This is a genomic window from Ruania alkalisoli (genome assembly GCF_014960965.1).
GTDB classification, from domain to species: Bacteria; Actinomycetota; Actinomycetes; order Actinomycetales; family Beutenbergiaceae; genus Ruania; species Ruania alkalisoli.
The window spans coordinates 1824752-1838848 of sequence record NZ_CP063169.1; the positions used below are offsets into that span (position 1 = coordinate 1824752).

The 14097-nt window shown below is 68.7% G+C and carries 15 protein-coding genes; 13 read left to right on the forward strand and 2 right to left on the reverse strand.

Translation table 11 applies throughout. From position 1 onward, the window contains the following. The 6 genes from IM660_RS07960 to IM660_RS07985 all read left to right on the forward strand — a co-directional run bounded on the left by IM660_RS07960 (nt 1) and on the right by IM660_RS07985 (nt 3787). Nucleotides 1-294, forward strand: a complete 294-nt coding sequence (locus IM660_RS07960; RefSeq protein WP_193498797.1) for a YggT family protein — start codon at nt 1-3, stop codon at nt 292-294. A 102-nt stretch (nt 295-396) separates the two neighbouring features. Further along, nucleotides 397-1107 (forward strand): DivIVA domain-containing protein, encoded by a 711-nt coding sequence (locus IM660_RS07965; RefSeq protein ID WP_193498798.1) that lies wholly within the window; start codon nt 397-399, stop codon nt 1105-1107. A gap of 80 nt (nt 1108-1187) precedes the next feature. Continuing rightward, on the forward strand, nt 1188-1889 hold the full coding sequence (lspA, locus tag IM660_RS07970; protein ID WP_193498799.1) for a signal peptidase II: 702 nt from the start codon (nt 1188-1190) through the stop codon (nt 1887-1889). Further along, the gene (locus tag IM660_RS07975) at nt 1882-2808 is read left to right on the forward strand and encodes an RluA family pseudouridine synthase (RefSeq protein ID WP_193498800.1); all 927 of its coding nucleotides are present in this window, start codon (nt 1882-1884) and stop codon (nt 2806-2808) included. The genes lspA and IM660_RS07975 overlap by 8 nt, the downstream gene beginning before the upstream one ends. After that, entirely contained in the window at nt 2801-3304 is a 504-nt protein-coding gene (locus IM660_RS07980; protein WP_193498801.1) for a GNAT family N-acetyltransferase, read from the forward strand. Before IM660_RS07975 ends, IM660_RS07980 begins: the two co-directional genes overlap by 8 nt. Nucleotides 3305-3307: 3 nt before the next feature. Next, nucleotides 3308-3787 carry a YqaA family protein gene (locus IM660_RS07985; RefSeq protein WP_193498802.1) on the forward strand — a complete coding sequence of 160 codons (480 nt, stop codon included), beginning with the start codon at nt 3308-3310 and terminating at the stop codon, nt 3785-3787. On the opposite strand, the gene IM660_RS07990 is transcribed toward IM660_RS07985, so the two are convergent. After that, complete coding sequence (locus tag IM660_RS07990; protein ID WP_193498803.1) at nt 3788-5053, reverse strand: aminotransferase class I/II-fold pyridoxal phosphate-dependent enzyme; 1266 nt, start codon at nt 5051-5053, stop codon at nt 3788-3790. It abuts the gene before it with no gap. A 111-nt stretch (nt 5054-5164) separates the two neighbouring features. Here IM660_RS07990 and dnaE point away from each other — a divergent pair, with 111 nt between their 5' ends. Then, on the forward strand, nt 5165-8722 hold the full coding sequence (dnaE, locus tag IM660_RS07995; protein ID WP_193498804.1) for a DNA polymerase III subunit alpha: 3558 nt from the start codon (nt 5165-5167) through the stop codon (nt 8720-8722). 3 nt (nt 8723-8725) lie between these two features. Here dnaE and IM660_RS08000 read toward each other — a convergent pair whose 3' ends face one another. Then, entirely contained in the window at nt 8726-8962 is a 237-nt protein-coding gene (locus IM660_RS08000; protein WP_193498805.1) for an RNA-binding S4 domain-containing protein, read from the reverse strand. Nucleotides 8963-8996: 34 nt separating this feature from the next. Here IM660_RS08000 and hisD point away from each other — a divergent pair, with 34 nt between their 5' ends. The 6 genes from hisD to hisH all read left to right on the forward strand — a co-directional run bounded on the left by hisD (nt 8997) and on the right by hisH (nt 14070). Next, complete coding sequence (hisD, locus tag IM660_RS08005; protein WP_193498806.1) at nt 8997-10385, forward strand: histidinol dehydrogenase; 1389 nt, start codon at nt 8997-8999, stop codon at nt 10383-10385. A 159-nt stretch (nt 10386-10544) separates the two neighbouring features. Further along, on the forward strand, nt 10545-10805 hold the full coding sequence (locus tag IM660_RS08010; RefSeq protein ID WP_193498807.1) for a PspC domain-containing protein: 261 nt from the start codon (nt 10545-10547) through the stop codon (nt 10803-10805). Nucleotides 10806-10995: 190 nt separating this feature from the next. Then, nucleotides 10996-12120 carry a histidinol-phosphate transaminase gene (locus IM660_RS08015; RefSeq protein ID WP_193498808.1) on the forward strand — a complete coding sequence of 375 codons (1125 nt, stop codon included), beginning with the start codon at nt 10996-10998 and terminating at the stop codon, nt 12118-12120. Beyond that, nucleotides 12117-12737: an imidazoleglycerol-phosphate dehydratase HisB gene (hisB, locus tag IM660_RS08020; RefSeq protein WP_193498809.1), complete on the forward strand. Its 621-nt coding sequence runs from the start codon at nt 12117-12119 to the stop codon at nt 12735-12737. The genes IM660_RS08015 and hisB overlap by 4 nt, the downstream gene beginning before the upstream one ends. Beyond that, complete coding sequence (locus tag IM660_RS08025) at nt 12734-13459, forward strand: hypothetical protein (RefSeq protein WP_193498810.1); 726 nt, start codon at nt 12734-12736, stop codon at nt 13457-13459. The genes hisB and IM660_RS08025 overlap by 4 nt, the downstream gene beginning before the upstream one ends. Beyond that, nucleotides 13456-14070: an imidazole glycerol phosphate synthase subunit HisH gene (gene hisH, locus IM660_RS08030; RefSeq protein ID WP_193498811.1), complete on the forward strand. Its 615-nt coding sequence runs from the start codon at nt 13456-13458 to the stop codon at nt 14068-14070. The genes IM660_RS08025 and hisH overlap by 4 nt, the downstream gene beginning before the upstream one ends. Nucleotides 14071-14097 lie beyond the last annotated feature (27 nt).

Genomic DNA, 14097 nt, shown 5'->3' on the forward strand with positions numbered 1-14097 from the left:
GTGGGCTGGCTCTTCGGGATCCTTTATCTCCTGGTCCTGCTCTTCCTGGTTGCCATGCTGGTCCGGATGGGCTTCGACTGGGTGAGCCACTTCGCCAGGGACTGGAAGCCGCGGGGCCTTGCCCTCATCGTCGCAGAGATCGTCTACACTCCGACCGACCCGCCGTTGCGCGCCCTGCGTCGCTTGATCCCGCCGCTGCGGATCGGTGGCATCGCGCTCGACGTCGGCTTTCTGATCCTGCTCTTCGCATGCTGGATCCTGCTTGCGCTCCTGGCAGGCCTGGCGTCAATGTGACGCGTACGATGTCATCATCCGCTACGGTGATCTCGCCGAACCCCCCAAAACTTCGTGTCAGCACCATCGCTGAACCGACCGACACAGACCGAGGTGACGAGAATGGCTCTGCTCACGGCAGACGACGTCCTCAACAAGAAGTTCCAACCCACCAAGTTCCGTGAGGGGTACGACCAGGACGAGGTGGACGACTTCCTCGACGAGGTCGTCAACACCCTCCGGGTCGTGGGTGGCGAGAACGAGGAGTTGAAGGCCAAGCTCGAGGCTGCCGAGCGGCGTATCGCCGAGTTGTCGAGCGGCGCTCCGGCTCCGGCCGAGGCCGCTGCCGAGCAGACCACGCAGTTCTCTCCGGTGGCCGCCGAGGAGCCCGCCGAGCAGGCCGCACCGGCTGAACAGCCCGCGCATGACGCACCGGCGGAGCCGGCAGCGCCCGATGCCGAGGCAGCCGCTGCCGAGATGGCTGCCAGTGGTACGGAACCGGAGTCGGCGACGGGCATGCTGCAACTCGCCCAGCGCCTGCACGATGAGTACGTCAACAACGGCAAGGCCGAGGCGGAGCGTCTGCTGTCCGAAGCCCGCCTGGAGGGTGAGCGACTCACCCGGGAGGCCGACGAGCAGCGCAACCGCACGCTCAGCCAGCTCGAGAGCGAGCGTTCGCTCCTGGAGCGCAAGATCGACGAGTTGCGCGTCTTCGAGCGCGACTACCGGACTCGTCTCAAGAGTTACCTGGAAGGCCTGCTGAGCGACGTCGAGGGTCGTGGCAGTATCGCCGCCCAGTACAGCGGCGACGAGAGCGAGTCGCGTCGCCCGTAGGCGAAGCCAGAGCATTGTTGAGACGGCGGGTCCCCGCAGCCGGGGGCCCGCCGTCGTCATGACCGAGGAGACCGACCGCCATGGCTGGCGCATCACGCACGCACGACGACGGGCCCGACGACCGCGCTGCGGACCTGGCTGCCGATACCTCCCCCGTGCGCCATCGCGCCCGCGGCCTTCTGATGGCGCTCGCTCTGGTGATCCTCGTTGTGGACCAGGTGTCCAAGCAGTTGGTCCTGGGTCGGTTGGAGGAGGGCGGCTACCAACCGCTTCTCGGTGATCTCCTGGGCCTCAGCCTGGTTTTCAATCCTGGCGCGGCATTCTCTTTCGCCGAGGGCTCCACATGGATCTTCACCATCGCGGCCGTTGTGGTGACCGTGGTGATTCTCGTTCTCGCCCGACGGCTCGGCTCCCGATCCTGGGCGCTGGTGCTGGGTGGACTGCTCGGCGGCAACCTCGGCAACCTGGTCGACCGCCTGTTCCGCGAGCCCGGCTTCGGAGTGGGGCACGTCGTCGACTTCATCAACTACGCGGGCTTCTTCGTCGGCAACATTGCCGATATCGCGATCGTGGTCTGTGCCATCGGCATCGCGCTGCTGAGCTTCCGGGGGGTTCCGGTCAGCGGACGTCCGGCCAACGCGCCGGAGCAACCCGGTCAGGACGTGGGCCGTGACGAGGCGGACGTTGCGACCCATGATGCCTCCGAGGATGCATCGCCGGCACCGTCCGAGGACGATTCGCAGGACGCATCGACGCATCGCGATGGGGACCGCGATGACTGACGTGCGGTCGATGCCGGTCCCGGATGGCCTGGCCGGTGAGCGCGTCGACGCGGCGCTGGCCCGCCTCCTCGGACTGAGCCGGACCAAAGCCGCCGAGCTGGCCGCTACCGGTGCAGTGGTGCTCGACGGGCGCGAGCTCGGCAAGTCCGACCGCCTGATCGCCGGTGGGTGGCTGGAAATAACGATCCCGGACCTCTCACCCGAGCCGGCCACGCCACCCGAGCCGGTGCCCGGAATGGCCATCCGTCTCGATGACGACGACATCGTGGTCGTCGACAAGCCGGTCGGCGTGGCGGCCCACCCCAGCCCGGGATGGAACGGACCCACGGTCGTCGGGGGACTGGCGGCCGCTGGATACCGCATCGCGACCTCAGGGGCAGCCGAGCGGCAGGGAGTCGTGCACCGGCTCGACGTCGGTACGTCCGGGCTCATGGTCGTGGCCAAGAGCGAGCGCGCCTACAGCACGCTGAAGCGCGCCTTCAAGGAACGCACCGTCGAGAAGGTCTACCACGCCCTCGTGCAGGGACACCCGGACCCGACGGCCGGCACTGTCGATGCACCGATCGGACGCCATCCCAAGCATGACTACAAGTGGGCCGTGGTCGCCGACGGACGCCCCAGCATCACCCACTACGACACCCTCGAGGCGATGGCACGAGCGACGTTGCTCGAGATCCATCTCGAGACCGGGCGCACCCACCAGATCCGGGTGCACATGTCCGCGATCGGCCACCCCTGCGCTGGAGACCTGACGTATGGCGCCGACCCGGTGCTCGCCCGGCGCCTGGGGCTGCAGCGGCAGTGGTTGCACGCGATGCGGCTGGGTTTCACCCATCCCGGATCCGGCAGCTGGGTCGAGGTGAGCAGCACCTATCCCGAGGACCTGCAGCACGCCCTCGACGGTCTGCGCGATGCCTGACGTGCACGTCGTGACCGTCGATGCCGCCGACCCGCAGGCAGTGGCACGCGTCCACGCCATCCGGTTCGAGGTGTTCGTCGATGAGCAGGGCGTGGCACCCTCGGACGAGCTCGATGATCGAGACTATGAGCCTGGCACCAGGCACCTGCTGGCGGTCCGGGAGACGGGATCGAGCAATGGTGTGCAGGATCTCGGCACGGCCAGGCTGCTCGATGACGGCCCGGGTATGGCACACGCCTCCCGCGTCGCCGTGCGCTCGCTCGCACGCGGGCTCGGCGTCGGACGGGTGCTGATGACCGCGCTGGAGCGGGAGGCGCTCGCCGCACATGCTGATCGCTGCGATCCTGCTGACGAGATCCGGATGGTGCTCTCCGCGCAGGAGTCCGCCCTGGGCTTCTACGCCGCACTCGGCTACGCGGTCAGTACCAAGCGCTACCAGGAGGCCGGGATCTGGCACCGCGACGCTGTGAAGATGCTTCGGCCCGGTGGGTCCTGAGGAGTGGGCGCCGACTGGTGGTCGCTGGCCGCTGCCTTCGGCTACTGCTTCTTGTCGGCGGTCCTCATGGTGCTACCGGCCGAGGCCTATCTCGTGGGGGCGGTCCTGGTCACCGACGTCCCGCCGCTCTGGTTGGCCCTCGCGGGTGCGATCGGTCAGGTTGCCGGGAAGATGCTCTCCTACCTGGTCGGCCGCGGCGTCCTGGATGTGGCACGGTGGCGCTCCCGCCCGAATGAACGCTGGCGGGAGCGGATGCGCAGGATCGAGGAGTGGTGCACCACCCATGCCTGGGGACCGCTGGCCGTCACCGGTGTCAGTGCCTTCGCCGGTGTTCCGCCCTACGCACTGGTGGCAGTGCTTGCCGGGTCGGTGAGGATGAGGTGGTGGTCCTTCGCTGCGATCTCGATCGTGGGTCGGTTCGGTCGATTCTGGGCAGTCGTGAGCATCCCGCACCTGCTCCCGGACGCGCTCTTCGGTCTGTGATCAGGGTGCTGCGTTCTTGAGTCTCGTCAGCCGCTGCATCGCCTCAGCGATCGTTGCCTCGGACTTGACGAAGGTGAATCGCACCCATCGGCGCAGAGACTCTGTCACCGGGGAGCCGGCGGTCGTGAAGGCGGTCGCCGGGACGGCCACTACCCCGCACAGTTCCGGCAGCCGGCGACACAGCTCGGCACCGGTGCTGATGCCGGTGCCGGCAAGGGGTCCGGTGAGGAGTGCGGTGGCGTCGGCCATCACGAAGTAGGTCCCCGCCGCGGGAACGGGAGGCAGGCCGGCCGCGCGCAACCCCTCGCTCAACTGGTCGCGGCGGCGTGCCAGAGAGGCGCGCAGCCCGCGCAGCCAGTGGGCGTCCGGGCCGTCGGTGGTCTCCAGGTCGAGAGCGAGAGCCACCGCGGGCTGGAACGGGGCACCGCTGGTGTACGTGAGGAACTGCTTGACGGCGCGCACCGCATCCACCAGCGGTGCCGGCCCGCTGACCCAGCCGATCTTCCATCCGGTCACCGAGAACGACTTCCCGGCCGAGGAAATCGTCAGGGTGCGATCGGCCATCCCGGCTCGTGTGGCGATCGGGATGTGAGTGACGCCGTCGTAGGTCAGATGCTCGTACACCTCGTCGGTCACCACGATCGCATCGTGGGCCCGCGCCAGCCGGGCCACCTCCGACAGCTCGGCCGCAGTGAGCACCGCTCCGGTCGGGTTGTGGGGGCTGTTCAGCAGGATCACGCGGGTGCGATCGCCGACGGCGGAGCGCAGGCTCTCGAGGTCGAGCCGCCATCCGTCGGGGCCGGGTCGAAGCGCTGCCCGCGTGTGGCGCGCACCGGCGAGGGCGATCGTGGCCGCATAGGAGTCGTAGTAGGGCTCCAGCGTGAGGACCTCGTCCCCGGGGCCGGCCAGGGCGAGCACGGCGGCGGCGATCGCCTCGGTTGCCCCGGTGGTGACCAGCACCTCGCGGTCAGGGTCCGGTCGCAGTCCGTAGTGTCGCAGCTGGTGGTCGGCGATCGCCTGCCGGAGCCGGGGAGTTCCGGGGCCGGGCGGATACTGGTTGACGCCGTCGAGGATGGCCTTGCTTGCCTCGGCGGTCACAGCTGGGGGACCGGGTTCATCCGGGAAGCCCTGACCGAGGTTCACGGCCCCGGAACGGGTGGCCAGCGCCGTCATCTCGGCGAAGATCGTCGGCCGGGTGGCGCCGTCTGAGGTGAGCAGGCCGGCGGCTGCGGCCACCTGCTGCCACGGGCGGGAGGGGAAGCTCATGGGGCCTCTCTGGGGGCGGGACAGTTCCTGCGATGGTAGGTCCACCTCAGGTCTGGACCGACCCGTGCGGGCACCGGCTGATCGTGGGTGGCACCTCGTAGACTGGCACGCATGGCAGCCGATTTCGTCCACCTGCACGTGCACACCGAGTATTCGATGCTGGACGGAGCGGCCCGCCTGGACGATCTGTTCTCCGAAGCCCAGCGCCTGGGGCAGAGCGCGGTGGCGATCACCGACCACGGCTACCTGTTCGGGGCCTACGACTTCTGGTCCAAGGCACGCAAGTACGGAATCAAGCCGATCATCGGCGTCGAGGCCTACGTGACCCCGGGGACGAGCCGGTTCGACAAGACCCGCGTGCGATGGGGTGAGGCCGATCAGGCCGGCGACGACGTGTCCGCCCGGGGTGCGTACACGCACATGACGATCCTCGCCAAGGACACCCCGGGGATGCACAACCTGTTCCGGATGAGCTCTCTGGCTTCGCTGGAGGGGCAGCTGGGCAAGTGGCCGCGGATGGACCGCGAGCTGCTGGAGACCTACAGCAAGGGGCTGATTGCCACCACAGGATGTCCCTCGGGTGAGGTGCAGGTCCGCCTGCGCCTGGGCCAGTACGAGGAAGCGGTCCGGGCGGCGGGCGAGCTGCAGGACATCTTCGGCAAGGAGAACTACTACGTCGAGCTGATGGATCACGGGCTCGACATCGAGCGCCGGGTCACTCAGGATTTGCTGCGGCTGGCCAAAGAGATCAACGCCCCACTGCTGGCCACGAACGACCTGCACTACACCAAGCACGAGGACGCCCACGCCCACGAGGCCCTGCTGTGCGTGCAGTCAGGGTCGACGCTGGAGGAGCCGACCTACGATCAGGGCGGGAAGCGGTTCGCTTTCGGCGGCAGCGGCTACTACCTGAAGTCCGCCGAGGAGATGCGCGAGCTGTTCGCCGAGTTCCCCGAGGCCTGCGACAACACCCTGCGGGTGGCCGAGCAGTGTGAGGTGGCCTTCACGGAGGAGGTGGGCCGGTACATGCCCCACTACCCGGTGCCGGAGGGGGAGGATGAGGTCTCCACCTTCGTCAAGGCAGTCGAGGTGGGGCTGCAGGAGCGGTACGGCGGCGTCGTGCCGGAGGCCTCGCGCAAGCAGGCCGAGTACGAGATCGAGGTGATCACCGGTAAGGGATACGCCGGGTACTACCTCGTGGTCGCCGACTTCATCAACTGGGCCAAGGAGAACGGTATCCGGGTGGGTCCGGGCCGTGGGTCCGGGGCCGGGTCGATCGCCGCCTACGCGATGAGCATCACCGAGCTGGACCCGCTCGAGCACGGCCTGATCTTCGAGCGCTTCCTCAACCCCGAACGCGAGTCGATGCCGGACTTCGATATCGACTTCGACGAGCGCCGGCGCGGTGAGGTGATCAAGTACGTCAGCGACAAGTACGGCGAGGACAAGGTCACCTACATCGTCACCTACGGCACGATCAAGGCCAAGCAGGCCCTCAAGGATGCCTCCCGTGTGCTGGGGTACCCGTTCGCGATGGGAGAGAAGCTCACCAAGGCGATGCCGGCTGCGGTGATGGGCAAGGACGTCTCCCTGGCAGGCATGTTCGATCCGGAGGACAAGCGATATGCCGAGGCGGATGAGTTCCGATCGGTGGTCAACTCCGACCCTGAGGCACAGCGGGTGCTGGAGACGGCGCGCGGCCTGGAGAACCTCAAGCGCCAGTGGGGCGTCCACGCGGCGGGTGTGGTGATCGCGAGCGAACCGCTCCTGGACATCATCCCGATCATGCGCCGCGAACAGGACGGCGCCGTGATCACCCAGGTGGACTTCCCCGCCGGCGAGGATCTCGGCCTGGTGAAGATGGACTTCCTCGGGCTGCGCAACCTCACCATCCTCGATGACGCCCTCGACAACATCGTGGTCAACGGCAAGGAACCGGTGCGGGTGGAGGAGCTCACCCTGGACGACCGGGCCACCTATGAGCTGCTCGGACGGGGGGAGACGCTCGGTCTCTTCCAGCTCGACGGCGGAGGCATGCGCTCGCTGCTGCGGATGATGAAGCCGGACAACTTCGAGGACATCTCCGCCGTCGGTGCCCTGTACCGGCCAGGTCCGATGGGTGCGAACTCCCACACCAACTACGCGTTGCGCAAGAACGGCCAGCAGCCGATCACCCCGATTCACCCTGAGCTTGCCGAACCTCTGGAGTCGATCCTTGGCACCACCTACGGCCTGATCGTCTATCAGGAGCAGGTGATGGAGATCGCGCAGAAGCTGGCTGGCTACTCGCTCGGCCAAGCCGACCTGCTCCGGCGCGCGATGGGCAAGAAGAAGAAGTCGGTGCTCGATGCCGAGTACACCAACTTCGAGGCCGGGATGAAGGCGAACGGCTACTCCGCCAAGGCGGTGAAGACGTTGTGGGAGATCCTGCTGCCGTTCTCCGACTATGCCTTCAACAAGGCCCACTCGGCTGCCTATGGTGTCGTCTCCTACTGGACCGCCTTCCTCAAGGCGCACTACCCGGCCGAGTACATGGCCGCCCTGCTGACATCCACGCGCGATGACAAGGACAAGTCCGCTCTCTACCTGGGTGAGTGCCGGCGGATGCGGATCACGGTGCTGCCGCCGGACGTGAACGATTCGGCCGCGCAGTTCACCCCGGTCGGGGCGGACATCCGCTTCGGGCTCGCTGCCGTGCGCAACGTGGGTCAGAACGTGGTGGCAGCGATCGCCAAGGCGCGGGAGGAGAAGGGAGCGTTCACCTCCTTCACCGATTTCCTCGACAAAGTTCCAGCGGTGGTGTGCAACAAGCGCACCATCGAGTCCCTCATCAAGGCAGGAGCGTTCGACTCGCTCGGGCACACCCGCCGTTCACTGCTGATGATCCACGAGCAGGCGGTCGACGCCGTCATCGGGGTCAAGCGCAAGGAGGCCGAGGGGCAGTTCGATCTGTTCGCCGGGCTCGGTGGTGACGACGACGGCGACGGGGCGGGTTCCTCAGGTTTCGCCGTGGAGGTACCGGACCTGCCGGAGTGGGACAAGAAGCAGAAGCTTGCCTTCGAGCGGGAGATGCTCGGCCTGTACGTCTCCGATCACCCCCTCTCGGGTATCGAACACGTGCTCACTCAGGCGGCCGACGTCTCCCTCGCCACCCTCACCACCGATGAGACCAGGGCGGACGGGTCGACGGTCACGATCGCCGGTCTCATCACCTCCCTCCAGCGGAAGATGTCCAAACAGGGCAACCCCTGGGCCGCCGTCACGATCGAGGACATGGAGGGCTCGGTCGAGGTGATGTTCTTCGGTGAGACCTACCTGGCCTACTCCACGGCGCTCGCTCAGGATCAGGTGGTGGTGGTCAAGGGCCGGATCCGGCGCAGGGACGAGACGCTCTCGCTCCAGGCGATGGAGGTGACCCTGCCGGACGTGACTGCGGGGGAGTCGGCCCCGGTGACGGTGCGGATCCCCGAGGCTCGATGCAGCGAACCCGTGCTCCTGCAGTTGCGGGACGTGCTCTCCACCCACCCCGGGGTCACCGAGGTGCACGTGCGGCTCACATCGCCTGGCCGGGCGACGGTGATGCGGCTCGAGGACGCGCTCCGCGTGGAACGCACCCCAGCGCTGTTCGGAGATCTGAAGGCGCTTCTGGGGCCGAACTGCCTGGTGTGAGCTTCAGGCAGTGACCCGCAGCCTCCGGACGCCGGTGGGAAGGTCGATCTCGATCTCGTCACCGGACACGAGCTGACGGCCCCGGCGGGTCTCCACCTGCCCGTTGACCTGGACCGCGTCGTCGGCAAGCAGCAGCCGGGCCGAGGCCCCGTCCTCCACGAGCCCGGCGAGCTTGAGCAGCTGGCCGAGGCGGATCATCTCGTCAGTGATGGGCACGGGTTCAGCGGCTGGGCGAGTCATCGCACCATTATCGCCCCGCCGTAGACTCGAGCCCATGCTGCGCACCATCGATCTGCGAGGACGGACCCTCACCCCGGTCGAGCTCCGGGAGGCACTGCCTCGAGCCGAGGTCAATATCGACGTCGCCACCGAGCGGGTGCGTCCGATCCTGCACCGGGTGCGCCACGAGGGCGCCCGAGCCCTGGCCGACCTTGCCGAGAACTTCGACGGCGTCCGGCCGCCCAGTCTGCGCGTCCCCGTCGAGGCGCTCACGCAGGCGTTGCAGGCACTGGACCCCACCGTCCGTTCTGCGCTCGAGGAGGCGATCCGGCGGGCCCGGCTGGGCCACGAGGCACAGGTGCCGAAGGAGGCGACGACGTCACTCGGCCCCGGCGCGCAGGTACGTCAGCGCTGGGTTCCGGTGCAGCGGGTCGGCCTGTACGTCCCGGGTGGCTTGGCAGCCCTCGTCTCGTCGGTGGTCATGAACGTCGTGCCCGCACAGGTGGCCGGCGTGGGCTCGCTCGCCGTGGCCAGCCCGCCGCAGAAGGACAACGACGGATTGCCCGACGCCACGATCCTCGCCGCATGCGCCCTGCTCGGAGTGGACGAGGTATACGCCGCCGGGGGAGCGCAGGCGATCGGCATGTTCGCCTACGGCGTGACCACCGAGATGAACGGCTCGAACGGCAGCAACGGCTCGAACGGCACCGCAGGTGCTGCCGGAACACCCCGTGCGGTGGATCCGGCGAACAGCTGCCCACCGGTGGACGTGGTCACCGGGCCGGGGAACATCTACGTCGCCGCGGCCAAGCGTGCGGTGCTCGGTGTGGTGGGGATCGACTCCGAGGCAGGGACCACGGAGATCGCGGTGCTGGCCGATGAGAGTGCCGACCCGGCCTATGTCGCCGCCGATCTGATCTCCCAGGCCGAGCACGACCCAGCCGCGGGATCGGTGCTGGTGACCGACTCACCGGCGCTTGCCGAGGCTGTGGCCGCCCAGATCGGTGCTCAGGCCGACGGGGCGAAGCACGCACAGCGGATCCGGACCGCATTGACCGGTGCCCAGTCCGGCATCGTGCTGGCGGATGACCTCGACCACGCCATCGAGGTGGTGGATGCCTACGCAGCCGAGCACCTGGAGATCCACACCGCCGATGCTGCGGCCGTTGCGGAGCGGATCCACAACGCCGGTGCCATCTTCGTCGGCCCGCACTCCCCGGTGCCGTTGGGGGACTACATCGCCGGCTCCAACCACGTACTCCCCACCGGCGGGACCGCCCGGTACGCGAGTGGACTGGGTGTGCAGGCTTACCTGAAGTCGGTGCAGGTGATCTGCTACGACGCTCAAGGACTCGACGACGTCACCGATCACCTGGTGACTCTCGCCGAGTCGGAAGACCTGCCGGCACACGGACGGGCCGCCACGCTCCGGCGCGAGCGCTGAACCAGGGCTCCAGCGGGCACGTCCCGGATCTGGACTCAGACCTGTGTCAGGGCCCGCTCTCGGTGCTGGTCTCGGGGCCGGATTCAGGGCCGGTTTCAGGGCCGGTTTCAGGGCGATCCCTGATGTGGGATCGGCCGCGCCGGACCTAGCGTAGGTGGCATGACTCGTTTCTTCGATGCGATCCGCAACTTTGGCTACCGACGGGGACCCGACCGCCTGGTCGGTGGGCTCTGCGGTGGTCTCGCCGCCCAGGCCAATGTCAGCGTGGTCCTGGTGCGTGTGCTGATGGTGATCGCGTTCCTGCTGCCCGGCGTGGGGCTGATCGCCTACCTGATCGCCTGGATCCTCACTCCCTGGCAGAGCGGGAGTATCCCGCTGGAGCGGTTCCTGGACCGGCTCAGCGGGCGCGACTCCGTCTGAGCTGCGTACGGGAACCGGTGGCCCGGCGCTCGCACCGGCCGGTGACGCCCCGGTCCGATGGCCGCCGCACTGGTGACGCCGCAGTCCTGAGGACCGCACCACCAGGGCCGGCAGCACAGTCGGAGCACGTTCCCGTCCGCCACCCGGTCATCGGGCGGAACAGGGCGCGGGCACGCCTAGACTGGCGTGCGTGCCCGATTCTCTCGCCCCCGAGCTTCCCCTGCGTCCCGACCTCGTCGGTGAGCAGCCCTACGGCGCACCTCAGCTTGACGTCCCGCATCTGCTCAATGTCAATGAGAACCCCTACGCCCCGCCGGCGGAGGTGATCGAGGACATCGCAACCTCCGTCGCGGCGGCCGCGGCTGGGCTGAACCGGTACCCCGATCGTGATTTCCGTGACCTGCGGGCCGAGCTGGCCGCGTACTTGGAGCGGGAGTCCGGCGCCTCTGGCCTGACCGCTGACCACCTCTGGGCAGCGAACGGGTCCAACGAGGTGATGCTCCACCTGCTGCAGGCCTTCGGTGGCCCCGGCCGTGCCGTCATGTCGTTCGGCCCGACGTATTCGATGTACCCCGAGTACGCGCGCGACAGCCACACTCACTGGGTGGAGGGCAGCCGCCGTCCGGACTACTCGCTGGACCCCGACGCAACCATCGCCCACATCGCACAGGTGCGCCCCGCCGTCGTGCTGCTGGCCAGCCCCAACAACCCGACCGGAACGGCCCTGCCCCTGGCGGATGTGCGCGCCATCGCGGATGCGTGCGCCACCACCGGACCTGACGGCGCCGCGACGATTCTCGTGGTCGATGAGGCGTATGCGGAGTTCCGTCGTAAGGGAACCCCCTCAGCCCTGTCGGTCCTGGCCGACTACCCGCACATGGCAGTGGCCCGGACGATGTCCAAGGCCTTCGCACTCGCTGGGGCACGTGTGGGCTACCTCGCGGCGGCGCCGCGGCTGGTGGACTGCCTGCGCATCGTGCGCCTGCCCTATCACCTCTCGGCCGTGACGCAGGCGGTGGCCCGAGCGGCGCTGCGGCACACCGATGCGCTGCAGGCGCAGGTGACGCAGTTGCGGGCCGAGCGCGACGCGTGCGTGACCTGGCTGCGCGACCAGGGCTTCACGGTGGCCGACACCGATGCGAACTTCGTGCTGTTCGGCCCGTTCGAGGACCGTCACGCCGTGTGGCAGGGGCTCCTCGACCGGGGCGTACTCATCCGGGAGACTGGACCGAAGCAGTACCTGCGTGTCTCGATCGGGACCGTTGACCAGATGGCCGCCTTCCGGGGCGCACTGAAGGAGGTGACCGGCCGATGAGCCAGTCCGAGGAGCAGACGAGGCGGGTGGCGCGGATCGAGCGCACCACCTCCGAGTCGAGCGTGATGGTGGAGCTGGACCTGGACGGCACCGGTGCGGTGGATGTGGCCACGACCGTTCCCTTCTACGACCACATGCTGACCGCGCTCGGCAAGCACTCCCTCATCGACCTGACCGTGCGCGCCAGCGGTGACACCGACATCGATGTCCACCACACCGTGGAGGACACGGCGATCTGCCTGGGGCAGGCGCTGCGACAGGCCCTGGGTGACAAGTCCCAGATCGCACGTTTCGGTGACGCGCTCGTTCCGCTGGATGAGGCACTCGCGCAGGCTGTCGTCGACGTCTCCGGGCGCCCGTTCCTGGTGCACTCCGGTGAACCGGCCGGGCAGGAGTACCACCTCATCGGCGGTCACTTCACCGGCTCGCTCACCAGGCACGTGCTCGAGGCGATCGCCTTCCACGCCGGCATCTGCCTGCACGTGCGGGTGCTGGCCGGTCGCGATCCGCACCACATCGTCGAGGCGCAGTTCAAGGCACTGGCGCGGGCGTTGCGGGCCGCGGTGGCACCCGACGTCCGCGTCTCGGGGGTGCCGTCGACGAAGGGGCTGCTGTGACCGGGAGAGAGGACACTCCGCCTCCCGAAGAGCCGGAGTTCGACGCTGACGCCTTCGAGGCAGCCTTCGCGCAGGAGTTCGGTGACGCCGTCGAGCCGGACCGGACGATCGGTCCGGCAGATCCCGGCGGCGACGGCCACGGGCAGGATCGCCCGGGCGTGGCCGCCGGTGCGCAGTCTCAGCCCTCGGCGGAGGATTCTCAGCCCTCGGCAGAGGGTCCGGGTGGGTCTGCGCCCCGCCGGGTGGTTGCCGTGGTGCTCACCCCGATCGCATCCGCGCCGGCGCTCGCGGGACTGTGCGCGATGGCGAAGATCGACGCCGATATCGTGCCCACCCGACGGGGCGCCGTCGCGGTGCGGGTGATCGAAACGACCGGGGACGATCCGAGCGAGCTGCTCGGCGGTCCGCCGGCCGAGGCTGATGAGCTCGCAGCCACGCTCTCGCGCACCTCCAAGGCCGGGGTGGTGCTGCTCACGGCGCGCCTCGGAACCGGCGACGAGGGCCTGACCGGCACCATCACGGGCCGCCAGTACGACGCAGGAGAGGCAGGCGAGGAGGTCGCCGCCGGGTTGATGCTCGCGCACGCGGACGACGTCGTCGAACAGATGCTGCTCGGCCTCCTTCCGCCGGCGCAGGCACCCGGTCGGCTGGCACCGAAGGAGCTGAGCCGGTGGCAGGCTGCCCGGCTCCTCTCGAAGGCGACCAAGAGGAAGCGCCCATGACCACCTCGCGCGTCGTCGTCCTCGACTACGGGTCGGGCAACGTCCGCTCCGCCGTCCGCGCTCTCGAACGTGTGGGCGCAGCGGTCGAGCTCACCGCCGATCCCGCCAGCGTCCTGGCCGCCGATGGGCTCCTCGTCCCCGGTGTGGGGGCGTTCGCCTCCGTGATGGAGGGATTGCGGAACGTCGGTGCCCCGCGACTGATCGACCTCCGGCTCGCCGGAGGCCGGCCGGTGCTCGGCATCTGCGTCGGGCTGCAGGTGATGTTCACCCGCGGGCAGGAGCACGGTGACCCGGCCGACGGACTCGACCAGTGGGCGGGCGTCGTCGAACGGCTGGACGCCCCCGTCGTGCCACACATGGGCTGGTCCACCGTCGAGCCCCCCGAGAACAGCGCGCTCTTCGCGGGGATCGAGCGCGAACGCTTCTATTTCGTCCACTCCTACGCCGCCCGCAGCGCGCCCGACTTCGTCGACGTCACCTGGTCCCAGCACGGACCGACGCGATTCGTCGCTGCTGCCGAGAACGGCCCACTGCGGGCCACCCAGTTCCACCCGGAGAAGTCCGGGGACGCTGGCGCCGAACTGCTGCGCAACTGGCTCGGCACCCTCTGAACCTCGCCGATCCCACGTCACCCTCCG

Bases quoted from the DNA above. Each gene is read 5' to 3' on its own strand.
- IM660_RS07965 (WP_193498798.1), top strand. From the start codon at position 397: ATGGCTCTGCTCACGGCAGACGACGTCCTCAACAAGAAGTTCCAACCC.
- lspA (WP_193498799.1), top strand. From the start codon at position 1,188: ATGGCTGGCGCATCACGCACGCACGACGACGGGCCCGACGACCGCGCT.
- IM660_RS07975 (WP_193498800.1), top strand. From the start codon at position 1,882: ATGACTGACGTGCGGTCGATGCCGGTCCCGGATGGCCTGGCCGGTGAG.
- IM660_RS07980 (WP_193498801.1), top strand. From the start codon at position 2,801: ATGCCTGACGTGCACGTCGTGACCGTCGATGCCGCCGACCCGCAGGCA.
- IM660_RS07990 (WP_193498803.1), bottom strand. From the start codon at position 5,053: ATGAGCTTCCCCTCCCGCCCGTGGCAGCAGGTGGCCGCAGCCGCCGGC.
- dnaE (WP_193498804.1), top strand. From the start codon at position 5,165: ATGGCAGCCGATTTCGTCCACCTGCACGTGCACACCGAGTATTCGATG.
- IM660_RS08000 (WP_193498805.1), bottom strand. From the start codon at position 8,962: ATGACTCGCCCAGCCGCTGAACCCGTGCCCATCACTGACGAGATGATC.
- hisD (WP_193498806.1), top strand. From the start codon at position 8,997: ATGCTGCGCACCATCGATCTGCGAGGACGGACCCTCACCCCGGTCGAG.
- IM660_RS08010 (WP_193498807.1), top strand. From the start codon at position 10,545: ATGACTCGTTTCTTCGATGCGATCCGCAACTTTGGCTACCGACGGGGA.
- hisB (WP_193498809.1), top strand. From the start codon at position 12,117: ATGAGCCAGTCCGAGGAGCAGACGAGGCGGGTGGCGCGGATCGAGCGC.
- hisH (WP_193498811.1), top strand. From the start codon at position 13,456: ATGACCACCTCGCGCGTCGTCGTCCTCGACTACGGGTCGGGCAACGTC.